This is a genomic window from Niallia sp. XMNu-256, from assembly GCF_036670015.1.
GTDB lineage: Bacteria > Bacillota > Bacilli > Bacillales > Cytobacillaceae > Bacillus_BD.
This window is the reverse complement of sequence record NZ_CP137636.1, coordinates 2,503,605-2,525,647: the sequence shown is the minus strand read 5'-3', so window position 1 is coordinate 2,525,647 and position 22,043 is coordinate 2,503,605. Positions and strand designations below refer to the sequence as shown.

The following is a 22,043-nucleotide window of genomic DNA, read 5'->3' as shown; positions in this document are numbered from 1 at the left end:
TCAAAATGCTAAACGGAAAAACCATTTTCATCGCTGGTCATGCCCGTTTACCGCAGGGAATGGCAGCAAAGAGTGTATTTGAAACATTAACAATTACAGCTGAAGTAGATTCTAAATATGGTGTAATTCTCGAGGCTTCCTGCACACTGGCAACAGCACATGGTCGAGAATTTATCGGAAGACTCTTAAAAGGCATGAGTTTGCAAGATGGAATTGATGAAGCTATTGATGCCATTCAAACTTACTATAAAGGGAAAGCTACAAATGCATTGATTGCTGCTCTTAAAGACCTCGATCTTCATTTTAAACAAATAAAAGCAGAGCATCCTGTAAAACAAAAACAGCTATAAAATAAATTATTTGAATCTTTAAAAAATATATTGACATTTGTAAAATAGCATCATATAATTAAGATAACCAATTTATCAAATATGTTTACCTCTTGAAAAATCGACTTTTTCAAAGATCGTAAACAACTTATAAATCATGGTCAACGGGAAACGTAAGTAAATTCGAACATAAACTGTCTATTCGCTGTGACTCTATTTAAACGTAGAGCGGTGAAGTGAATATAAGCCAGTTGTACAAAGGAGATTCCTATTTTATTAGGAATTCGTGTGCAACTGGCTTTTTATATTTCCTGTTGAAAATTCACCTATATCACATATAAAACAGGAGGAATGAAAATGAGTATTGCAGAAAAAAAGAAAGCCAAATTTGAGAAAGTGACGGAGACGTATTCAGTAAAGGTGCATTCGCAATCTAAGCGCTTGTATCACATTCAACTATCAAAAGGGGCTATTTCCGCATTTTTACAAAAGGTAAAACAGGATCAATTATCTGTTCAGCATTTAGAGTATACTCCATATGCACGTCATATTGTGGCATCCTATTTATTGGATCAAGTGGGAGTAGAGTTTGGCGAACTACTTCGAAATATTGTACATGATCGAGATTCCGGAGGATTTACACTTGGACTTGAAGGGGTCACTGAGAATACAGATGAATTTGTACTCTTCTCAACGGCGATTTCTCATATTTTAGGTATACCTAATCATGATGCCATGTCCGAAAAGTATTACGCAAGATTCACTGTAAAGGATACAGATAATAGCGATTCATACTTGCGCCAAGCCTACCGATTGTTCACATTTCATACAGATGGAACTTTTGTTGATGAACCAACAGACTGGTTACTAATGATGAAAATGGTTGAACAAAATGCCCGCGGTGGAGAGTCAAGATTATTGCATCTTGATGATTGGAAAGACCTTGATAAGTATTCAAAACATCCATTAGCAAGCCATAAATTTACGTATAAAGCCCCAAAGAGCAAGAATGTGGATCAAGTGGTAAATCGAGCAACATTCTTTAATCACAATGGCGAACCAGGTATGTGTTTTATTGACCAATTCGTCTATCCAGAATCAATCGAACAAGCAAAATACCTTCGTGATCTATCATCATCTATGGAAAATGATGAAAATGTCATCGAACTTGAACTCCCAGTAGGAGATTTAGTCGTCGTTAATAATATTTTCTGGGTTCACGGACGTGCGGCGTTTGAAAAAGACCCAAATTTAAATCGGGAATTACTTCGCCAACGCGGTCAATTTAATGAGAATTTAATTTAATTAGAATATCCGATGCGTGTATTTATTTTTATCCCTATAGTTACAAATGTATAAAGAATTCATTTTCAAGATCCCCCGTCTTGGAAAATGAATTCATTTTTTATTTTGTATGTAATATCAGGACAATAAGAGGAAAGTGACTTTTCATTAAAGTATTTATGTATAAACCTTCCTAGAGGCTGTATAGGTATAACTGCTGAATGTAAGGAATAATCTAATGGAAAGGAGCAAATTTCTATTTGATTGAAGGGGGGCATAAATTTGAAAAGCTTTGTAACCATGCTAGGAAATTATTTACTTTATTTTGCTGTTACAACCTTGGCTATTTTTCTATATAATGCTGTGGCGGATCCCATCTTAGGGTGGGGGCAATTCGGGACAGGTGAAAACATCTCCGTTCAATTGTTCATGATCCTTGTAGCTGCAATTCTATTGTCAGGGGTTATATATAACATTAAATATCGTCATTTAAAACAGACGCCGAAAAGCTTTTGGGGGCTTAGTAATTTTTCAAAAATCAGCCTTAGTGTAACAGTCCACATGATTATTATGGGTCTAATGTTCACACTCTTTAATGCTGCTATTATGAAACTATTACTTACCTACAATATCACTTCTATGAATGACTTTTTAGAGGTTTACTATAACTCAGTTCCCTTCCCAATATTAATAGTATCAGCAGTGGTCAACACATCCCTGGAACTTATTCTTTTCATCGGAATCATGTTTAACGAGGCGAGAAAAAACGTACCCGTTTTTTGGCCAATACTGTTCATAGCTGTAATTATTGCAGCACTGCAGGCCCCAGCAGGTATTGTTATGATGTTGATAGGAGGAGCGTTAGGAATCTTATACGGATGGGTCTACATTCAGATTTCCTCTATATGGCCTGTTATCCTGATTGGGATTACGTTTAATGTAAGTCTATTCAGTATGAGAAAAATCGGTTGGCTAGATTATATAGAGAACTTTTCGGCACCCACATTGATTGGGCTAACCGTAGTCTCGGGATTGTATCTCGTTTTTAGTGCGCTTTGGTATTGGTGTAAATCAAAAAAAGAGCAAGGAATTTATTTAGAATAAGGTAAAGGGACCTCTTTTCGTTAAGACTTCATTAAAATAGGACCCCGAACCTTTTTAATAAATGATAGAATTTTACTATTATTTTATACAGAACATACGTTTCTATTTTTGGTTTCGTATGTTATACTTTAATTACAATAGAATAGGACTTCTCAAGGGTGGTCGGTACACTCCCAAGGAAGGGAGGTGATGCCGAGTGACAGTCTATCAATCCTTAATGTTTGCGATTGGCTTTGCTAGTTTGATCGTTAGCATACTGTCATTTATATCAAAAAAATAATCCACCCTTGAGTTAGCGGCTCAGGTGGATTATAATGCCCAAATGTCGACCCCTTTGAGGGACCATCTATTGTTGACCGAGCATGTTTCAAGTATGTTCGGTCTTTTTAACTTATGCAAGAATTACCTTTATTATAACGGATAAAAGATAAAAAGAAAACTATCATCAACGCTAAGCAAAGATGATTAGAATTGGATCGATCCTATTCATTTTTTCAAAATTAGAGAGGAATCTTTTCAGCAAATATGAGAAACTACAATTAGGGAGTTAATAGGGAGGACGATCATTTTGAAGACACGAGTAACTGAAATTTTTGGAATCAAATATCCAATTGTCCAGGGAGGGCTTGCATACCTTGCCTATGCTGAGCTCGCGGCAGCCGTTTCGAATGCAGGGGGACTTGGTCAATTAACAGCAGCAACACTTCGTACTCCTGAAAAACTTCGGGAAGAAATACATAAAGTTCGCAAACTCACCAATCAACCTTTTGGTGTTAATTTTGCGATTGCCCAGCATGATGGGCACTATTTAGATTTGCTTCAGGTGGCGATTGAAGAAAAAGTGCCTGCTATTTCAATTACAGGAGGGAATCCAACACCTGTTTTTGAAAAATTAAAAGGTCATGATATTCGAACGCTCGTCCTTGTCTCTGGTGTGAGGCAGGCCCAAAAGGCAGAGGAACTTGGTGCGGATGCCGTGATGGCTGTTGGTCAAGAAGGCGGGGGCCATTTAGGACGCGATGATATTGGTACAATGGTTCTAATCCCGCGCGTTGTTGAATCTGTATCCATTCCCGTATTGGCAAGTGGTGGAATCGGGGATGGTCGCGGTCTGTTGGCAGCATTTGCTCTTGGTGCAGAAGGAATTGAAATGGGAACCCGGTTTATTGCCACACAAGAATGTATCCATGCTCATGAAACATACAAGCAGGCCATTCTAACTGCAAAAGAAACGGATACTGTCATTATTAAGCGTTCATTAGGTTCACCAGGAAGAGTTCTAAAAACAGACTACACGCTTGATATTATCAAACGCGAACAGAACGGGGACACTTACGATGATTTAAAAGATATTATTAGTGGAAAGGCGAATACCCGATATATTTATGAGGGCAATGAAGATGAGGGTTTCGCTTGGGTTGGTCAGGTAGTTGGACTAATCGATAACATCCCGACTGTTCAAGAGTTGTTTAATGAAATGATTACGACTGCAGAAGAAGGGATCAGCCGGATAAACAAACTCTTCGGGGAATAAAGGTGATAACCATGCAATTTGATTACTATATTGGAATTGATTATTCAGGTAGAGGGGAGCCAACTAAGCGAACGTCGGGAATCCAAGTTGTTGAAATGGATAGGGATGGACAGGTTAGCCGAATTTCTCCTAATGGATTACATGGACGAACTTTCAGTTGGTCCCGTAAAGAAGTTTATGATTATCTAAGAAATAGGTTAACTGAGCAAAAGCATAGATTTGTCATTGGTATTGACCATAGCCTTTCTTTTCCTGTTACCTATTTTAAGCAACATGACTTGTCAAATTGGGATGAGTTTCTTAATCATTTTCAAGCATTATGGAACACAAAGGTGGAATCCGTTAGAGATTGCAAAGAAAGGGTAGACGATTATCCGAATCATAATGAATTACGTATTACCGAAACTTTCACCGCATCGGCAAAAAGCGCGTGGAATTTTGAACAAAAGACAGGAACCGTGGCCTACTCTACGCATGCAGGATTACCATGGATTTATGAATTGCGTCAATCATTTCGTGAGAACTTACATAATTGGCCTTATGATGGGTGGAAACCATGTTCAGAGAAAAGTGTCTTAGCTGAAGTCTATCCATCTCTCCTTTATAAGCGATTTCGACAAAACGATCCTGGCTTTCCTTTGGAATGGCCTCGAGATGCACAAGATGCATATGCCATTGCTGCTTGGCTTAGAGAACGAGATTTAAACGGTACGTTAGAGCGTTATTTCGAAGTATCTACTCTCACAGAACAGGAGAAACAGTTGGCTTTACAATTTGAAGGCTGGATTTTAGGAGTTTGCTAGAAAAATGTCAGGTGCAAAAACACCTGACATTTTTGAATAAATTTAATCAATTCGTGGATCGACTTCCTCACCTGTTTTGAGATTAATTACCTTCACAGGATTTTGTGGAACAGGGATGGACTTGCTATCTGGAGGTGTCCTGTTGTTTTCTACCCAGTCGACTAGTAATTCAAACGCTTGATGAGCATAAGGCAACAATGGCTGCAATTTTTTCTCTGAATCGGTTACTGGGTACCAAACAAGACTATCAACATGATTTCCATTTTCAATCATATACAGTCGATGGAGATCTTGTTTCCCGACTTGTTTCACTAGTTCCTGATAACCTTCTGCATGGATAGAAGGGAAGATTAGAGCATCAAGGGATCCGGTAATGCTGATTAATGGGACTTCAATATCTCCTGTATTAGAAATCTTTTTTATTTTTTCAGTAACTTCTGTAGGTCTTGTACAATAATCATAGTTTACGTATATATGGTCATAAGAACGGTCTCTGATTGCGTGAATAAAGTTTAAGTAGTTGGGCCATTGAATGTGGTCTGGTGCTTCTGGATCAAAATGGTCACGGTAAATATTTAACGTGACAAACCAATACACTTGATCATAATAAGCCCATAGCTTTTCTGATCCTTTTGGCATACCGGCATCATATAAGGCTTTCATGGCTTTTTTCTTTCTCGCTCCTAAGCCATAAAGAGCATCGAAAGCGTGGTTCACAACGGTTGTAAGCGAACTTATGAGATTTGGCGGCTTTTCAGACCAAAGTACACCTTCCCAATCAACTCCACCATCAAATAATCGTGAATCTCCGGTTTTTTCCGGACCATCATGTTCAAGCGCATAGCGAACGACATAGCCCCCATTGGAAATCCCTATAGCATAAGTGGGAACTCTGTGAGTTTCGTTTACTAATTTACTAGCTGGATTAGAAGAATTTGGCTGAATGAGACGCTTCGAGAAGGATTTGCATAAATATATTTGTGCGGCTTTCGTTATTTGCCGGAAGCGAACATGCCATTCTGCAACACTATCATCGTGCTCAACAAGTGCATTTTTTGATTTAGCCAACGGATCGCCTGGGATATCTGTTCCTTGTGTTCCTTTATCAATTGCAGCATAAGCATAGCCTTTTTCGAGAACATAATCGCTAAATAGAAGATCATTAGCGGTTTCATTCCTAGTTGCGGGAATTCCTGATACCACTAGTTTTCCGTTCCACTCGTCAGGCACACGAATAACAAACTGTGCATCCTCAAAAGCCCCAGTTACTTGAACTCCCGTAATGTAAGCAGGTTGATACATTTGATGCCAACCCGTTTTCTTGGAAGCGTCTCCCCAAAAAATCGGCGCCAAACCTTCATTACCAAAAAGCTTTGCTTGTTTTAATTGTTCAGGATTTGCCGTTGTTAACCAATTCTGATTTTTTCCATCAAAGTACCTTTGTTTCACTGAGTGAGCCCCGGGAATGAGGATACCTTCTTTATTTGGGCTTCCAGATTTTTCGGATCGGTGAGAATCCATTGTAGAGAAATAACAAGAGGGCATAGTAACGGGAAAGTAATGATTATTCAGAGCAATCCACTCCAATCTTTTAAAAGTGTTACCATTATACTCTCGATATAATGGAAGATAATGAGACTTTGGTTATAATTAGTAAAGATCGTTTTAATTTTATGAATTTTTCCTCACCTTAATAAATAATACACTAAAGTGAATGCTAATTGGAAATTTAAATTTGGTAGATTATTAAAAATGACGCTCCTTTGATTTAGTGTTATACTAAATTAGTAATTATGTATGTTACCTTTTAAACGTGAAAAATAGTCGACTGAATATATTGAATGAGAGGAAGTTTTAACTTTGCATACAATTTTGAAACAAGTATTCTTTTGGTTTAGTGCTTTAACAGCACTTGCAGGAATTTTGGGCGTATTTTTCTTACTTGATTTACCGCTCTATATTAATTTAATTAGTCTCGCATTATTAATCTTTTTCGCTTATGATGCGATTACCGAATACAAAAAGCGTAAAGATGAAGACGGACTCGAAAGTTAACATAAAGGGAACCAAGCACTCCTATTTAGTAGAAGATGCTTGGTTCCCTTTTTTATTATTAGATCTTATTATTATTTTATAACCCTAAGATGACCATAAGATTTGCGACGATTATGCTTTTTGGAATCGGCCATTTGCTTGTTTTCTTCTTCCTCACTTTTATATTTACAATTAATATCCCCATACATAGAATTCGCCAGCATTTCTAGCCCCGATCTAAAAGATTCTTTAAATTTTTTCATAATCTTATAACATCCTTTGCCGTATTAGTATATTAAAATGCGGTAACTTGGTATATAAGGTATGTTCTTTATATGAAAGATTAATCCCTGCATGTATACTAATATACTTCAGTCGTTACATTACAGCTTTGGGTTGGTGAACCTATAGACGGTCTAAAGAGATTGGGAGATATGGGTTAAAAGAGAGGGCAACTTGATGAGGTTTAGGCACGATCCGAACTGGATGGTGCCATTTTTTATCTATGTTGATCTACCAGAATTTGATTACCATCAGGGTCTTCCAATGTAAAATGGGCTGGACCTTCTGTTGATTCGTCCGCCTCTTGGGTTAATTTAATTCCTTTAGCTTTAAGTTGCTTTTGTAGATCTCGAACGTCTGTAAAGGAATCGAGATTTTTAGCATTTTCATCCCAACCCGGATTAAAGGTAAGGATACTTTTGTCAAACATGCCTTGGAATAATCCTATTAGACAGTTCTCATTTTTCATAATGAGCCAATTTTGAGTTATGTCTCCTCCAAAAAACTCAAATCCGAGGTTTTCATAAAACTCTTTTGATTTATGTATGTCTTTTACGTTCAAACTAACGGAAAATGCTCCTAATTTCAATTTCATTCCTCCCGTGGTTTTATTTAATATGATTTAAGTATAAATGAGTAGTTTTCAATAAACAACTGACACAATTTCAATCACGAAAACATGCTCCCATGCAATTACCAAGTTTTCCGATTTCCTATTCAAATTATTTATTTAAGGACCACACCTGATGATCCGTTGAATATTGCTGAAATTAATAAATCTATACTTTATTTAGGAAACAACCAAATATCTACTATTGTAAATGTTAAGAAAAGCAATTATGAATATTCTTTAAGAATCTGTAAGTTTTCCTATTTATTTGGATAAGTATGATAAATTAAACGTGGAAATAGGAAGTCAATGCATTTAGGAAAAGAAGAACGTTTATATGGGCAAAAGTAAATGGAGAAAATCGATTCATTCGTTTTTATCTGCAGGGTTAGCTCTAAGTATCGTTGCACCTACTTTATCTTCGCCTGCGGAAGCAGCAACCAATACTTCAAATCTACTTATTTCCGAGTATATCGAGTGAAGTAGTTATAACAAAGCAATTGAGTTATACAATGGTACAGGTTTAGATATTGATCTTTCGAACTATTCCCTTGAACTATATTCAAATGGGGCTTCGACAGTCTCACACACATTGGAACTATCAGGAACCTTAAAGAACAAAGATACATTCGTTTTATACCATACTCAAGCAAACGAAGACATCAAGAGTAAAGGAGATTTAGCGAACGCCACCGTCATTAATTCTAACGGAGACGATGCGGTTGTTTTAAAGAAGGACGACACGGTCATTGATTCAATTGGACAAGTAGGAACAAGAGTAGAAACTTTAAAAGATATATCACTGGTAAGAAATACTGACATTGTTCATGGAGATCCGATTATTGATGAAGCATTTGATCCTCGTGTAGAATGGACGGCATTTCCAAAAGACGATACTTCAAACTTAGGAATACATGGTTCTTCAACTGAAAATTCGGCAGACCCTGAAAATCCTTTAGAAATCATTTCCATAGCGGATGCTCGATCAAAACCTTTAGGAGATACGTTAAACATTAAAGGGGTTGTGACTGACAATCTAAAAAATACAATACAAGTACAGGATGCTGCCTCGGGCATAGCGGTACGTCCGGCAAATTTAGATGCAAATATCGGGGATGAAGTAACCTTAACTGGAAAACTATCCGATTATCATGGCTTACTTCAATTAGATGAAACAAGGATGATTGAAAAAACAGAAAACATTGGGGCGCCTTCACCAAAAAATGTCTCAGGCGCTCAAGTATCGGAAATCAACGAATCACAACTTGTTACTACTAAAAAGATTCAAATTTTATCAGTAGAGTCTGGTAGTAATTGGGCAAATTATACGGCAACAGATGGTACGATCAATTTATCGTACGTGATGAAAGAAACGAACTAGATTTAAAAGTAGGAAAATTGTATGATTCGATCACTGGAATCGTGCAATTTTATGGAAATTACCAGATTATCCCTCGCTCCGGGGCTGATATTATTGAAGATGAAACCGTTGTTCAACCGGTAGTAGTGTCTACAAAAACGGTGGATGTTGAAAAAGGAACAAAAGTAGCCTTATCATCAAACACTCCTGGTGCAACGATTTATTATACAACGGATGGTACAGAGCCAACGACTGAAAGCAGTATTTATAATGGTCCCATTGTCATTGATAAAGATATTATCATTAAGGCGATCGCAGTAAAAGAAGGACTTAGGGACTGTAATGTAGCAAGCTATGAATACAAAGTTTTTGAACCTGAAAAGGGGCTGCAAATTCATCATTTACAAGGAGCTTCACACCAAAGTCCAATGAATGGTGAAGTTGTTTCAAATATTGAAGGAATTGTCACTTACGAATACAAAATCGGAAGTGGGAACTACTTCCATATGCAAACTCCGGATGTTCTTAAAGATAATGACTCTAATATATCTGAAGGTATTGTCGTTTATACTGGAAACAAGGAAGCGAATGTGGAAGTCGGGGATCTAGTTTCTGTAGATGGAACAGTTGATGAATATCATATTGACGGCTATTATGATACAAAAAGAAAAACGGATCTATCGGTTACATAAATTAATGCTCGTGATGACAGAGGTGGGAAGGTAGAGGTTGAAGCTACTGGCCAGCCATTACCAGAGCTAATTAAAATCAATGATATATTCCAACAGAGGCCATTGATAACGATGGATTCGCCCAATTTGATCCTGAAGAAGATGCGATTGACTTCTGGGAAAGCATAGAGGGGATGCTCGTTGAAACGGGAAATGTGAAAGCGGTCGCTCCACAGGAACATGGAGATCTAATTACCGTGTTAGAGGGTCGTAAAACAGATACCATTCACGGTGGGGTTTTATTAACTGAAGATCATGCAAATCCTGATCGAATTCAATTCAAGCTTTACGACAATTATGAAGCAAGAGAATTTGAGGTAGCAACAGGAGATCAATTTACCGGCCCGATCACCGGTGTGGTTAACTACGGATTTCAAAATTACAAGATTTATACAGATTATGAAACAATGATAGAGAAGCATGTGAAGGGTAAGGCAAAACCTGAAAAAACAGAGCTTCAATTTGATAAGCAAAAATTAACAAATGCTTCCTATAACTTGGAAAACTTCTCAAATAATAAAAATGAAACGTCTGATGACAAAGCTCAAAAACTAGCAAGAGCTTTTACGGTGGATATGCAAAAACCTGATATTATTGGAGTAACTGAGGTTCAAGATAATAATGGTGCAAAAGCTGGAGGATCAGCTGCTAATGAAAGCTATGAAAGTCTCATCGCAGAAATTAAAAAGGTGAGCGGCGTAGATAATGAGTATGTGAATATTGACCCAGTCAATAATACAGACGGGGGCGCGTCAAATGCGAACATCTGTGTTGGTTTTCTTTACAATCCAGATCGAGTAAAATTAACAAAAGGGATGCTACAGGATGATACGACCACAGCTATTGGTTATGAAAAAGGGGAACTAACGTTGAATCGAAGTCGCATTGATCCAAACAATGAAGCCTTTAAAAATAGTCGTAAGCCGCTGGCAGCACAATTTGACTTCCGTGGGGAACGGGTCGTTGTGATCGTGAATCATTGGAATTCCAAATCAGGAGATACCCCATTGTACGGGTCAACGCAACCGCCTGTTTATGGCAGTGAAGTCCAACGAATAGAAATGGCAAATGTAGTGAATGATTTTATTGAAGAAATTGATCTACAAGGATCCTGGTGCAAATATCGTATCCCTTGGTGATTTTAACGATTTTCCGTTCTCCGAAGCATTGAAAATCCATGAAGGTGAGCACATGACGAATATGATTAACACCGTGGATAAATCGGACCGTTATACTTATCTATTCCAAGGGAATTCACAAGTACTAGATCATATTTTAGTTTCCAATCATTTTGCAGATACGACTAAAACAGATATTCTTCATATCAACGCAGATTTTACGGATATGGCAGGTCGGGCTAGTGACCATGATCCTGTACTCATTCAAGATGATTTAAAAGATAAAAAGCATAAAAAGGGGAAGAAAATAAACAATAGGTAGAATTGATTCAAAAAAGGATTCTTTTTAATAGCTGGATTTTTTGCTTGCTTTTCAAGTAGAAATAAATTATGTAAGACCAAAAGGGACATAGATAATTTTCTATGTTCTTTCTTTTTTTGTATAGGATGAGGGAAATTGTAATACAAGCTTATTAAACAAAACTAGGGTATAACGAAAAAATAACAGTACAAGTTATATATTCTTAGAGAAAAATTTTAAAAAAATAAAAATATTTTTAATGCCTTTTAATGTAAATACTATTGAAAATTGTATAAAATATTATATTATTCATGTATATGTAATTAATAAAGCGTTGGTTAAACTGCATTCCTTATAAAAAATATTTATATAAAAATAGTAAATTGTTAAATGTTTAACTAGATTTAAAAAATTCAGAATATTATTTACAACTATTTTAATATGTGATAACTTATAATTACAATCGCATAACACGAAAAATACTTTTAAAATTTTTGTGTTATATACATTTTTAAATAAAGGGGAGAAATAACATGATAATTCATAATGAAGAAACCTATTCACGTGACGAAATGGAAACGCTTCAGCTGAAAAGATTAAAAAACACGGCAGAAAGAGTGTATAACAAAGTACCGTTTTATCAAAATCAGTTTGAAAAGAGGAATTTAATTCCTGAGAGCATTCAAACCCTTGATGATTTGCAGAAATTACCTTTTACAGTAAAGAAGGATCTTAGAGAACATTATCCATATGGCTTGTTTGCGGTTGATACAAAAGATATTGTCCGAATTCATGCTTCATCCGGTACAAGTGGAAAACCAACGACAGTTGCCTACACAAAAAATGATATTGATAATTGGGCAGACATGGTTGCTCGTGCGATCGCGATTGCTGGTGGAGAACCAGAAGGGATTTTCCAAAATGCCTACGGATATGGTTTATTTACAGGTGGATTAGGACTTCATTATGGTGCAGAAAGACTAGGAATGGCAACGGTTCCGATCTCAGGAGGTAATACGGATCGGCAAATTACAGTTATTGAAGACTACAAGCCAACGGTTATTGCCGGAACACCTTCTTATATCTTAAAGGTGGGAGAAGAATTAAGTGCCCAAGGGATTGATCCGAAAAATACTTCCTTAAAATTTGGTATCTTCGGTGCAGAGCCTTGGTCAGAGGAAATGAGAAAACTTTTAGAAGATACATTTGATATAAAAGCATGTGATATCTATGGATTAAGTGAGGTCATGGGTCCTGGAGTTGCAATGGAATGTCATGAAGCCCAAGACGGGTTACATATTGCAGAGGATCATTTTATAGTCGAGGTCATTAATCCAGATACATTGGAAAGAGTACCAGATGGGGAAGAAGGAGAGTTAGTTTTCACAAGTCTAACGAAGGAAGCGTTTCCTGTTATACGATACCGTACAGGTGATATTGCCTCAATTACAAGGGAAAAATGCAAATGTGGCAGAACAACGACGAGAATGTCACGAGTTAAAGGACGAATTGACGATATGCTTATCATTCGTGGGGTTAATGTGTTTCCTTCAGAGATCGAGCATTACTTAATTCAAATTGATGAACTAGCTCCACACTACCAAGTTCATTTAAAGAGAGAAAATAATCTGGATATTGTTGAACTTCACGTTGAGATTACAGAAAGTACTTTTGAACAAGTAAATGGAAACATGAATCATGAATTTATCCCGGCCATTAGAAAAGCAGTTCAACACTCGATGAAGAATCATTGTTTAATTAGTATGAATGTGCAAGTGTTACCTCCGAGAAGTATTCCTAGATCGGAAGGGAAAGCCGTTCGTGTCATTGATCGGAGAAATGAAGTACTAGCTGTTAAATAGTCAGAAACTTGTAAATAGACCGAATTATATAAAATGGTTTAATGTTTACGGCATAACCTAACTAGGTTGTGCCTATTCTTTAGATATGAAATCAAATGGAGTTTTTTCGTTTAAAATACCTTACTAAAAAGTTCTATTGGCTTAATGTAATTACATAACAATAAAAAGTTTTTTTAAATAAAATTGTTATACGATTTAAGAATTATACAATAAATCCTTATAAAATATTGAAAGTCAAAGGCTTTAAACCTTATTAAATAAAGGTTTTTATCAAATTGATTTATAAAATAAAAAATTATCAGAAAACAGTTGCAATCCATATAACAATAAACTATAATAACGTTATAAACCTGTTATACAAATAAAAGGAGGCAATGAAAAATGATTAAGATGTCCTCAGTTATTGAAGAGTCAGAAAAATTAGAACTGTTTATGCAAAAGATTGAAAATGGTGAGAAGATCGAAGCAGATGATTGGATGCCTGAAGAATACAGAATTACACTCATTAAATTAATCTCGATGCATGGAATTAGTGAAATTATGGGAGCACTGCCAGAAAAAGAATGGGTACCAAAAGCACCATCGCTTCACCGTAAACTAGGAATTATGGCGAAGGTACAGGATGAAATGGGTCATGGACAATTGCTGTTACGTGTAGCAGAAGATCTATTAAAACCATACGGAAAAAACCGCGGAGACTTAATGCAAGACTTATTTAACGGAGATTTAAAGTTTCATAATGTCTTCCATATGGCAACAAAATCTTGGGGTGACGCCGGTTTAATTGGTTGGTTAGTTGATGGAGCGGCGATTATCACACAAACCAATATGTTAGGCGCATCGTACGGCCCATACGCAAGAGCGTTACAGCGAATTTGTGCAGAGGAAGTGTTCCACGCTCATCATGGAGAAGCGATCATCATGGCACTTGCTGAAGGAACGGAAGAACAAAAAGAAATGATTCAAGATGCTTTAAACCGCTGGTGGCCAGCACTACTGATGTTCTTTGGACCAGCAGGCAGTTCAACAACCGGGGCATCGAAACAAGATGTAACGATTAAATATAAGATTCGGACAAAGTCAAACGAAGACTTCAGACAAGACTTCTTTACAAAATATATCCCAAGAATTCATTCACTAGGCCTAACGATTCCAGATCCAACGATTCGTTTTGATGAAGAAAATCAAACATGGATTTATCAGCAGCCTGATTGGAATGAATTTAAGCAAATTATTAAAAATAAAGGTCCACGCTCACAAGCTAGACTCAAACTTAGAAGGACGTCTTATGAGAATAATGCTTGGGTTCGTGATGCATTAGCGGCAGTGGTGAACAAATAAAGAGAAGGAGGATGAAGGAAAATGGGAAACGATAATAAAACATTTTATCAGGAATTTGAAGTATTTAGTAAACGCACACCTACATCATCATTTCAACACCAATTTAGTCTTTTAGCTCCAAATGAAGAAATGGCAATTATTATGGCACAAGAAAACTTTATGAGAAGAGAACCAGTGGCAGATATTTGGGTTGTCAATCGCACGAATATACGGGGGTTGAGTCCAGAGGAAAAGCCAATTCTCAATCGTCTAGATAACAAAAACTATCGAACTACAAAAGGGTATGGGTATTTAAAAGCAAAATGGCGTCATTACGAACAAAAAATGTTTGATGAAAAAGAAATCTTGTCTTGGGGAGAGGAGAAAAGTCAATGAGTGAGAATGTGAATTCGGTAAATAAAGAGGTAATTGCTAATCTACTTTATCAACTAGCAGATGATGATTTTCTATACGCTTATCGTAATTCCGAGTGGCTCGGACTAGCACCACATATTGAAGAAGACGTGGCTTCCTCCTCCATTAGCCAAGACAGCATGGGGCATGCAGCGATGTTTTATAAACTGCTTGAGGAATTAGGTGAAGGCGATGCCGATGCTTTAGCGCACGGTCGACCTTGGAGAGAAAGAAAGAATTGTATTTTAGTAGAGCGAGTGAACGGACCAGGTAATTATATCGAAGATCCTGAGTATGATTGGGCTTTCGCGGTTGTTCGAAACTATCTTTATACATCAGCCAAAAAAGTCAAAATTCAATCTCTTAAACAAAGCTCATATCAACCTCTTGCAGATGTTGCTGTAAAAGTTGATATGGAGATACACTATCATTTACTTCACTGGAAAACTTGGTTTGTACAACTATTAAGCTCGACAGATGAAGCAAAAGAACGAATGAAAGCGGCATTTGAGAAAGTAATCAATGATTTTTCCGATGTCTTTTCATTCGGTGCTGACGCAGATCAAATTATTAAAGCTGGATTAATTGAAGAAGAGAGCATTTTAAAACAAAAATGGGCAGCCGCGATTGGTCCTGTTTTAGAGTCTGTTCAATTACGCGTTCCGAGTCATTTTAGCACAGTAAATCTAAATGGCAGAAATGGTGAGCATACGATCGAATTGGAGGAAGCACTTTCGGTCTTAACCCAAGTTTACAATCTAAATCCTGCAGCTTCCTGGTAAATACAAGAAGAAAAGAGGTGTGAGGAATGAAAGCACCAACTCAAATAGTTAAAGAGGATGTTTTAGAAGTACTAGCAACAGTGAAGGATCCCGAAATCGATACGGTGAGTATTATTGATTTAGGAATGGTTGAAAGTGTTTCAATTGTAAATCAATCAGTAAAGGTAGAGATCCTGCCAACCTTTGTCGGATGTCCTGCTTTAGAGCTGATTCGTGAAAATGTGGAAAAGGCAGTTAATCGTTTAGAAGGGGTGGAGGAGACGACTGTGGAGTTCATCAATTCTCCTCCTTGGACTTCAGATCGGGTTACAGAACAAGGGATGCGAGGGCTAAAGGAATTTGGAATCGCACCTCCACCGACTCATTTTGAGGAAGATGGTTCCTGGCATGTAGACTGTCCGTACTGCGGTTCTACTTATGTGACACTTGATAATTTATTTGGTCCGACAGCATGTCGAAGTATTCTTTATTGTAAAAGTTGTAAAAACCCATTTGAAGCAATGAAGCTAATTGCAAATACAATTTGAAAGAGGGATTCACCAGTGGTAAAACTAATTGCATTTTATAAACAACCAGAAAACAAAGAGGCATTTGATGAACATTATTTTAATGTCCATGTACCTGTTACAGAAAAAATACCTGGGTTACGCAAAATGAAGGTAACAAAAGGAACTGGATCTCCAATGGGTGGAGAATCAAAATACTATTTAATTTGTGAAATGTACTACGACAGCATGGAAGATTTAAAGGCAGGACTAAAATCTCCTGAAGGAAAAGCATCAAGCAAGGATGTGATGAGTTTCGCAGGTGATATCGTCTCCTTTATGATTGGTGAGGATGTTGAATGAATCGATTCCAACATATTGAAAGATTGATAGAGGACGGAGTAGGAGTGATTAAACTCAATCGTCCTAAGCAGCTAAATGCTTTAAATCGAAAAATGATAAGAGAAATTGTTGTTGCGCTTGAAGAGTTTGACCAAAATGATGAAGTCGTTACGATTCTAGTAACAGGAAATGGGAGAGCGTTTTCTGCTGGAGCTGATATTGATGAAATGGCAGAAAATGATTCGATTCAAATGGAATTATTAAATCAGTTCGCAGATTGGGATCGAATCACTCTCATCAAAAAACCAGTTATTGGGGCTGTGAAAGGATTTGTATTTGGCGGTGGTTTTGAGTTGGCCTTAAGCCTAGATCTTTTAATTGCTGCTAGTGGTACTCAATTCTCGTTTCCGGAAGTTCAACTTGGTGTGATGCCGGGAGCAGGCGGAACGCAGCGATTAACGAAAATTGTTGGCCGAGCAAAAGCATTAGAGTGGATTTGGACAGGGGATCGCATCTCCGCTGAAACCGCTCTAGAGTATGGAATCATTAACAGAATTGTTTCCGAAGAATTATTAATGGAAGAAAGTATGAAATTAGCGAAAAGATTGGCGAAGCAACCTCCTTTATCTTTAAGACTGATTAAAGACTCCATTAATAAAGCAGTCGATTATTCCTTATATGAAGGGATGCAGTATGAACGGAAAAATTTCTATTTATTGTTCTCTTCACAAGATCAAAAAGAAGGAATGCAAGCTTTTGTTGAAAAAAGAAAAGCAGAATTTAAAGGGAAATAAGGAGGTGCTCCCACATGTATGAAACGATTCAATATACGTTGATCGATGGAGTGGCAACGATTACGTTATCTCGACCAGATAAATTAAATGCTTTTAATCGTACGATGATTCGTGAAATTTCAGCGGCTGTGAAAGAAGCGGGTAGAGATGAAAAAGTTAGGTGTCTAGTATTTACTGGAGAAGGTCGCGGATTTTGTTCAGGCCAAGACTTAAGCGACGTGGATGAAAATATGGACCATGGCCAAGTGTTACGTGAGCAATACGGTCCGATGATGAAAAAAATTATGAACCTGGAAAAACCAGTGGTAGCAGCAGTCAATGGGGTTGCCGCTGGAGCAGGATTTAGTCTAGCTTTAGCCTGTGATTTCAGGTTGGCTTCCGAAAAATCAAGCTATGTTAACGCTTTTATTCATATAGGTTTAATTCCTGACTCTGGTAATCTTTATTTCTTGCAAAACTTAGTAGGTTACTCAAAAGCAGCTGAACTTTCCATATTAGGAGAAAAAATTTCAGCGGAGAAAGCATTGGAGTTAGGTTTGGTTACAAAGGTGATCCCAACCGAAACATGGGATGAAGAAGTGGTGGAGTTTACGGAATATTTGGCGAAGTTACCAACAAAAGCGGTTGGATTGATCAAGCGGAATTTAAAACAAGCCAATACCCTTTCATTTGAGGATTACTTAGAAGCAGAAGCGCAAGGACAGAGAATTGCAGGTTTAACAAACGACCACCAAGAAGGTGTACAAGCCTTTATTGAAAAAAGAAAACCAATTTTCATTGGAAGCTAAACTAGGAAATTAAGAGGAGGAAATATCCATGTCAACAACACAACAAACCATTCTAGAGAACAAAACGATGAAACGTGATTTCTATCATTTAATTATAAACGGTCAAAAAGTAGAGAGCGGTGATGGGGGAACAATCAAAGCGTATAACCCTGCTACAGGTGAACTCATTGCGGAAGTAGCAAAGGCAACAAAAGAAGATGCTGAAAAAGCAGTTCAAGCAGCACGTAACGCGTTTGATTTTGGTAAGTGGAAGAAGTTCCCGGTTAATAAGCGTTCACGAGTATTGAATAAAATTGCTAGCATTATGCGCTCTCGTTTTAACGAATTAGTAGAATTAGAAATGCTAGATACAGGTAAAAGTTTAGGTACAGCACAAGGTCAAGTAAACCAAGCGATCGAAGACTTCGAATTTTACGCGGGTGCGATTGTTTCACATGGTGGCCGTGTCAATCCAATGCCAGGTCAGTTCCATAACTATACAGAAAAAGAACCAGTTGGCGTATGTGCGCAAATTATCCCTTGGAACTATCCATTAATGATGGCCGCTTGGAAAATTGCCCCTGCCATTGCAGTAGGATGTTCAGTTGTAGTAAAACCAGCTTCTTTAACACCGCTAACTGCCATTATTTTAGGTGAAATTTGCCTAGAAGCAGGAGTCCCAGAAGGTGTCGTTAACATTATTCCAGGATCAGGTTCTGAAGTTGGTAATTATTTAGTTGAACACGAGCAAGTGGATAAAGTGGCATTTACAGGCTCCACACCAATTGGAAAAGACATTATGGCTAGAGCTTCACAAACATTAAAGCGTGTCACATTAGAGCTTGGAGGGAAATCTCCGAATCTAGTATTTGCGGATGCAGACATTGATGCGGCAGTAGACGGTTCACTTTATGGCATTTTCTATAACACAGGTCAATCTTGTGAAGCGCGTTCACGTTTATATGTACATGAAGATATTTATGATGAGTTTGTGAGTAAGTTTGTTGAAAAAACAAAGAAAATTAAATTAGGAGATCCATTTGATCAAGCCACACATGTCGGAGCGATTATTGACCGCAACCAAGTCGAAGTTATTGATGGCTATGTTAAATCAGCCATCGAGGAAGGCGCAGAAATTTTAACAGGTGGAAAGCCAGCGGTTGTTGAAGGATTTGAGAACGGCTTCTGGTATGAGCCAACTGTTATTGCAAATGTGAACCACGATATGACAGTAGTGAAAGAAGAGATCTTTGGCCCAGTTGTAGTGGTTATGAAGTTTAAAGATGAAAAAGAAGCCATTAAACTAGCAAATGATACTGAGTTCGGTTTAGGTTCAGCGGTTTGGACGAAAGATGGAGCACGTGCACAACGGGTTGCTGGACAAATTCAAGCAGGGATTGTTATGGTAAACTGCCCATTCTCTGCAATGCCTGGAACCCCATTTGGTGGTTATAAGCAATCAGGATTCGGAAGAGAACTATGTATTGAAACATTGGATCTTTATACAGAAACAAAGAGTATTGTTTCTTACTATGGAAGTCGTCCAATAAATCCACTAGGTATTTAAGACAGTGAAGGAGCGGAGTACGAAACATCCATAAGAAGCGGATGTTTCGTACTCCTTTACATAATCGAAAAAGGGGAGAGGGAGAAGGAATGGTTAGAACAATTATGGTTGTAGGTTCTGGTGTGATGGGAAGAGGAATTGCTTATGTGGCAGCAGTAGGGGGCTTTCGTGTCAGCCTACATGATACAAATGAAGCGGCATTAAAAAATGCTCAAGTAGAACTATATAAAATTTTTGATAAAGGGTTGGATCGTGGAAAAATTACAGCAGAAGAAGTTGAAGTTGCAAAGAATAACCTTCTGTTTGTCCCTCAATTGGAGGAGGCTGCAAGACAAGCTGATTTGGTCATTGAAGCTGTTCCCGAAAAGGCTGAGATTAAAAAGGCTGTTTTTGAGTCGCTCGAACAATATGTCTCCGAACATTGTTTATTTGCCACAAATACATCAACCATGAGTCCGACTGAAATCGGTTCTTACGGTAACCGTCCTGAAAAAACCATCGCGATGCATTTCTTTAACCCTGTTCATAGAATGCCGCTTGTTGAAATTGTTCGTGGACTTGAAACAAGTGATGAAACGGCAGAGGCAGTAAGAGGTGTGGCAGAACAGATGGGAAAAGAAACGGTTGTGATCAACGAGTTTCCAGGTTTTGTGACGAGTCGTATTTCTTGTCTCGTTGGAAATGAAGCTTTCTATATGCTCCAAGAAGGACTTGGGACACCAGAGGAAATTGATAAAGCGATTAAATTAGGGTTGAACTACCCTATGGGTCCATTTGAATTAGTAGATTTAGTTGGCTTGGATGCCCGTTTAAATAATTTAAGATATTTACATGAAAAATTAGGTGAAAAATATCGACCAGCTCCACTACTTGAACAATATGTGAAAGCGGGACGCCTGGGAAGAAAATCAGGCAAAGGTGTTTATGACTATACAGAGAAGGCAAAAGAGGTGTTATTAAAATGAGAGAAGTTGTAATTGTCGATGCAGTTCGTACACCAATTGGTAGATATAAAGGGGCATTAAAAAACGTTCGTCCCGATGATTTAGGAGCAGTTGTGATTAAGGCAATATTAGAGCGGAATCAAAATCTTCCTGCTGAGGAAATTGAAGAAGTAGTGTTTGGTAATGCCAATCAAGCTGGAGAAGATAATCGAAATGTAGCGAGAATGTCTGCTTTGCTTGCAGGTTTACCGATCTCGGTTGGAGGAACAACGGTTAACCGTTTATGTGGATCAGGACTAGATGCGGTTATGTATGCAGCAAGAGCAATCGCCATTGGAGAAGGAGATATTTATATCGCTGGCGGTACGGAGAGTATGACTCGCGCGCCATTTGTAATGGGTAAACCTGAAATCGACTATCCACGTGGTTCTATGGAATTGCAGGATACGACCATTGGCTGGAGATTTACAAACCCTGTCTTAGAAGAAATGTATGGTGCTGAAACGATGCCAAAGACAGCAGAGAATGTGGCACAAGATTACAAAATTACCCGTGAGGCACAAGATCAATTTGCTCTTGAAAGCCAACAGAGAGCTAAAAGAGCGATGGAAGAAAATCGTTTTGAAAATGAAATTGTTCCAGTTATTGTTAAAGATCGTAAAGGCAATGAGACGGTTGTTGATAAAGATGAACATCCTCGTCCTGATACTACACTCGAAAAGCTAGGTAAACTAAGACCTATTTTTGAAGGTGGGACTGTTACAGCGGGAAATGCTTCCGGTGTAAATGATGGAGCCTCAGCTCTATTATTGATGAGTGCCGAAAAGGCAAAAGAACTGAACTTAAAACCGTTGGCCAAATATGTTGTCGGTGCAACAGCAGGATTAGAACCAAGAGTCATGGGACTTGGACCAATTTATGCGTCAAGAAAAGCATTGCAAAGAGCCAATTTATCTGCTCAAGATTTAGGGTTGGTTGAATTAAATGAAGCTTTTGCTTCGCAGGCACTAGAGTGTATCCGTCAACTGGAACTCGATCAAGAAAAGGTGAATGTCAATGGCGGGGCCATTGCCTTTGGACATCCACTTGGTGCTAGTGGTGCCAGAATATTAACCACTTTAATTCATGAAATGAAAAAACAGGATGTCCAATATGGACTTGCAACCATGTGTATTGGTGTTGGTCAGGGGATTGCCGCAATTGTAGAAAATATTAACGACTAATCTATGGAATATATCTTTATAGGCTTAACTGGCAGTTAGATGCCCACCTCAAG

Annotated in this window: 25 protein-coding genes; 22 read left to right on the top strand and 3 right to left on the bottom strand. The window is 37.8% G+C overall.

The window, feature by feature from the left end; all coding sequences use genetic code 11:
- Positions 1 to 5: 5 nt before the first annotated feature.
- From R4Z10_RS12880 to R4Z10_RS12860, 5 genes are all read left to right on the top strand, one after another.
- Entirely contained in the window at positions 6 to 350 is a 345-nt protein-coding gene (locus R4Z10_RS12880) for a DUF3870 domain-containing protein (protein ID WP_338469702.1), read from the top strand.
- Between the two features lie 330 nt (positions 351 to 680).
- Positions 681 to 1,634: a glutarate dioxygenase GlaH gene (glaH, locus tag R4Z10_RS12875; RefSeq protein ID WP_338469701.1), complete on the top strand. Its 954-nt coding sequence runs from the start codon at positions 681 to 683 to the stop codon at positions 1,632 to 1,634.
- Between the two features lie 261 nt (positions 1,635 to 1,895).
- A complete protein-coding gene (locus R4Z10_RS12870; protein ID WP_338469700.1) occupies positions 1,896 to 2,717 on the top strand; it encodes a CPBP family intramembrane glutamic endopeptidase in 822 nt (273 codons plus the stop codon).
- A gap of 550 nt (positions 2,718 to 3,267) precedes the next feature.
- A complete protein-coding gene (locus R4Z10_RS12865; RefSeq protein ID WP_338473238.1) occupies positions 3,268 to 4,251 on the top strand; it encodes a nitronate monooxygenase in 984 nt (327 codons plus the stop codon).
- Between the two features lie 11 nt (positions 4,252 to 4,262).
- The gene (locus R4Z10_RS12860; RefSeq protein WP_338469699.1) at positions 4,263 to 5,054 is read left to right on the top strand and encodes a hypothetical protein; all 792 of its coding nucleotides are present in this window, start codon (positions 4,263 to 4,265) and stop codon (positions 5,052 to 5,054) included.
- 42 nt (positions 5,055 to 5,096) lie between these two features.
- Here R4Z10_RS12860 and R4Z10_RS12855 read toward each other — a convergent pair whose 3' ends face one another.
- Positions 5,097 to 6,575 carry an alpha/beta hydrolase gene (locus tag R4Z10_RS12855; RefSeq protein ID WP_338469698.1) on the bottom strand — a complete coding sequence of 493 codons (1,479 nt, stop codon included), beginning with the start codon at positions 6,573 to 6,575 and terminating at the stop codon, positions 5,097 to 5,099.
- Positions 6,576 to 6,914: 339 nt separating this feature from the next.
- Here R4Z10_RS12855 and R4Z10_RS12850 point away from each other — a divergent pair, with 339 nt between their 5' ends.
- Positions 6,915 to 7,109, top strand: a complete 195-nt coding sequence (locus tag R4Z10_RS12850) for a hypothetical protein (protein WP_338469697.1) — start codon at positions 6,915 to 6,917, stop codon at positions 7,107 to 7,109.
- A gap of 71 nt (positions 7,110 to 7,180) precedes the next feature.
- On the opposite strand, the gene R4Z10_RS12845 is transcribed toward R4Z10_RS12850, so the two are convergent.
- Positions 7,181 to 7,351: a hypothetical protein gene (locus tag R4Z10_RS12845; protein ID WP_338469696.1), complete on the bottom strand. Its 171-nt coding sequence runs from the start codon at positions 7,349 to 7,351 to the stop codon at positions 7,181 to 7,183.
- A gap of 236 nt (positions 7,352 to 7,587) precedes the next feature.
- The gene (locus tag R4Z10_RS12840) at positions 7,588 to 7,959 is read right to left on the bottom strand and encodes a VOC family protein (RefSeq protein WP_338469695.1); all 372 of its coding nucleotides are present in this window, start codon (positions 7,957 to 7,959) and stop codon (positions 7,588 to 7,590) included.
- Between the two features lie 358 nt (positions 7,960 to 8,317).
- Here R4Z10_RS12840 and R4Z10_RS12835 point away from each other — a divergent pair, with 358 nt between their 5' ends.
- The 16 genes from R4Z10_RS12835 (at position 8,318) to R4Z10_RS12760 (ending at position 21,990) form a co-directional block, all read left to right on the top strand.
- On the top strand, positions 8,318 to 8,461 hold the full coding sequence (locus R4Z10_RS12835) for a hypothetical protein (protein WP_338469694.1): 144 nt from the start codon (positions 8,318 to 8,320) through the stop codon (positions 8,459 to 8,461).
- Positions 8,462 to 8,479: 18 nt separating this feature from the next.
- Positions 8,480 to 9,361 (top strand): lamin tail domain-containing protein, encoded by an 882-nt coding sequence (locus R4Z10_RS12830; RefSeq protein ID WP_338473237.1) that lies wholly within the window; start codon positions 8,480 to 8,482, stop codon positions 9,359 to 9,361.
- Complete coding sequence (locus R4Z10_RS12825) at positions 9,295 to 10,032, top strand: chitobiase/beta-hexosaminidase C-terminal domain-containing protein (RefSeq protein ID WP_338469693.1); 738 nt, start codon at positions 9,295 to 9,297, stop codon at positions 10,030 to 10,032. Before R4Z10_RS12830 ends, R4Z10_RS12825 begins: the two co-directional genes overlap by 67 nt.
- Before the next feature lie 173 nt (positions 10,033 to 10,205).
- Complete coding sequence (locus R4Z10_RS12820; RefSeq protein WP_338469692.1) at positions 10,206 to 11,210, top strand: hypothetical protein; 1,005 nt, start codon at positions 10,206 to 10,208, stop codon at positions 11,208 to 11,210.
- Between the two features lie 28 nt (positions 11,211 to 11,238).
- Complete coding sequence (locus R4Z10_RS12815; protein ID WP_338469691.1) at positions 11,239 to 11,511, top strand: hypothetical protein; 273 nt, start codon at positions 11,239 to 11,241, stop codon at positions 11,509 to 11,511.
- Between the two features lie 512 nt (positions 11,512 to 12,023).
- Positions 12,024 to 13,352 (top strand): AMP-binding protein, encoded by a 1,329-nt coding sequence (locus R4Z10_RS12810; RefSeq protein ID WP_338469690.1) that lies wholly within the window; start codon positions 12,024 to 12,026, stop codon positions 13,350 to 13,352.
- 381 nt (positions 13,353 to 13,733) lie between these two features.
- A complete protein-coding gene (paaA, locus tag R4Z10_RS12805) occupies positions 13,734 to 14,693 on the top strand; it encodes a 1,2-phenylacetyl-CoA epoxidase subunit PaaA (protein WP_338469689.1) in 960 nt (319 codons plus the stop codon).
- Positions 14,694 to 14,714: 21 nt separating this feature from the next.
- Positions 14,715 to 15,068: a 1,2-phenylacetyl-CoA epoxidase subunit PaaB gene (gene paaB, locus R4Z10_RS12800; RefSeq protein WP_338469688.1), complete on the top strand. Its 354-nt coding sequence runs from the start codon at positions 14,715 to 14,717 to the stop codon at positions 15,066 to 15,068.
- Positions 15,065 to 15,868, top strand: coding sequence for a 1,2-phenylacetyl-CoA epoxidase subunit PaaC (gene paaC, locus R4Z10_RS12795; protein ID WP_338469687.1), 804 nt, complete (start codon positions 15,065 to 15,067; stop codon positions 15,866 to 15,868). Before paaB ends, paaC begins: the two co-directional genes overlap by 4 nt.
- Before the next feature lie 26 nt (positions 15,869 to 15,894).
- Positions 15,895 to 16,395 carry a 1,2-phenylacetyl-CoA epoxidase subunit PaaD gene (gene paaD / locus R4Z10_RS12790; RefSeq protein WP_338469686.1) on the top strand — a complete coding sequence of 167 codons (501 nt, stop codon included), beginning with the start codon at positions 15,895 to 15,897 and terminating at the stop codon, positions 16,393 to 16,395.
- A 15-nt stretch (positions 16,396 to 16,410) separates the two neighbouring features.
- Positions 16,411 to 16,716: an EthD family reductase gene (locus R4Z10_RS12785; protein ID WP_338469685.1), complete on the top strand. Its 306-nt coding sequence runs from the start codon at positions 16,411 to 16,413 to the stop codon at positions 16,714 to 16,716.
- Entirely contained in the window at positions 16,713 to 17,489 is a 777-nt protein-coding gene (locus tag R4Z10_RS12780; RefSeq protein ID WP_338469684.1) for an enoyl-CoA hydratase-related protein, read from the top strand. The genes R4Z10_RS12785 and R4Z10_RS12780 overlap by 4 nt, the downstream gene beginning before the upstream one ends.
- A gap of 14 nt (positions 17,490 to 17,503) precedes the next feature.
- Positions 17,504 to 18,277 carry an enoyl-CoA hydratase-related protein gene (locus R4Z10_RS12775; RefSeq protein WP_338469683.1) on the top strand — a complete coding sequence of 258 codons (774 nt, stop codon included), beginning with the start codon at positions 17,504 to 17,506 and terminating at the stop codon, positions 18,275 to 18,277.
- Between the two features lie 28 nt (positions 18,278 to 18,305).
- On the top strand, positions 18,306 to 19,823 hold the full coding sequence (locus R4Z10_RS12770; RefSeq protein WP_338469682.1) for an aldehyde dehydrogenase family protein: 1,518 nt from the start codon (positions 18,306 to 18,308) through the stop codon (positions 19,821 to 19,823).
- Between the two features lie 89 nt (positions 19,824 to 19,912).
- Positions 19,913 to 20,788, top strand: a complete 876-nt coding sequence (locus R4Z10_RS12765; protein WP_338469681.1) for a 3-hydroxyacyl-CoA dehydrogenase — start codon at positions 19,913 to 19,915, stop codon at positions 20,786 to 20,788.
- Entirely contained in the window at positions 20,785 to 21,990 is a 1,206-nt protein-coding gene (locus R4Z10_RS12760) for an acetyl-CoA C-acyltransferase (protein ID WP_338469680.1), read from the top strand. The genes R4Z10_RS12765 and R4Z10_RS12760 overlap by 4 nt, the downstream gene beginning before the upstream one ends.
- Positions 21,991 to 22,043 lie beyond the last annotated feature (53 nt).

Excerpts from the sequence above, each read along its gene's own strand:
- R4Z10_RS12880 (WP_338469702.1), top strand. The coding sequence starts at position 6 with ATGCTAAACGGAAAAACCATTTTCATCGCTGGTCATGCCCGTTTACCG.
- glaH (WP_338469701.1), top strand. The coding sequence starts at position 681 with ATGAAAATGAGTATTGCAGAAAAAAAGAAAGCCAAATTTGAGAAAGTG.
- R4Z10_RS12860 (WP_338469699.1), top strand. The coding sequence starts at position 4,263 with ATGCAATTTGATTACTATATTGGAATTGATTATTCAGGTAGAGGGGAG.
- R4Z10_RS12855 (WP_338469698.1), bottom strand. The coding sequence starts at position 6,575 with ATGGATTCTCACCGATCCGAAAAATCTGGAAGCCCAAATAAAGAAGGT.
- R4Z10_RS12845 (WP_338469696.1), bottom strand. The coding sequence starts at position 7,351 with ATGAAAAAATTTAAAGAATCTTTTAGATCGGGGCTAGAAATGCTGGCG.
- R4Z10_RS12835 (WP_338469694.1), top strand. The coding sequence starts at position 8,318 with ATGGGCAAAAGTAAATGGAGAAAATCGATTCATTCGTTTTTATCTGCA.
- R4Z10_RS12820 (WP_338469692.1), top strand. The coding sequence starts at position 10,206 with ATGCTCGTTGAAACGGGAAATGTGAAAGCGGTCGCTCCACAGGAACAT.
- R4Z10_RS12810 (WP_338469690.1), top strand. The coding sequence starts at position 12,024 with ATGATAATTCATAATGAAGAAACCTATTCACGTGACGAAATGGAAACG.
- paaA (WP_338469689.1), top strand. The coding sequence starts at position 13,734 with ATGATTAAGATGTCCTCAGTTATTGAAGAGTCAGAAAAATTAGAACTG.
- paaB (WP_338469688.1), top strand. The coding sequence starts at position 14,715 with ATGGGAAACGATAATAAAACATTTTATCAGGAATTTGAAGTATTTAGT.
- paaC (WP_338469687.1), top strand. The coding sequence starts at position 15,065 with ATGAGTGAGAATGTGAATTCGGTAAATAAAGAGGTAATTGCTAATCTA.
- paaD (WP_338469686.1), top strand. The coding sequence starts at position 15,895 with ATGAAAGCACCAACTCAAATAGTTAAAGAGGATGTTTTAGAAGTACTA.
- R4Z10_RS12780 (WP_338469684.1), top strand. The coding sequence starts at position 16,713 with ATGAATCGATTCCAACATATTGAAAGATTGATAGAGGACGGAGTAGGA.
- R4Z10_RS12775 (WP_338469683.1), top strand. The coding sequence starts at position 17,504 with ATGTATGAAACGATTCAATATACGTTGATCGATGGAGTGGCAACGATT.
- R4Z10_RS12770 (WP_338469682.1), top strand. The coding sequence starts at position 18,306 with ATGTCAACAACACAACAAACCATTCTAGAGAACAAAACGATGAAACGT.
- R4Z10_RS12765 (WP_338469681.1), top strand. The coding sequence starts at position 19,913 with ATGGTTAGAACAATTATGGTTGTAGGTTCTGGTGTGATGGGAAGAGGA.
- R4Z10_RS12760 (WP_338469680.1), top strand. The coding sequence starts at position 20,785 with ATGAGAGAAGTTGTAATTGTCGATGCAGTTCGTACACCAATTGGTAGA.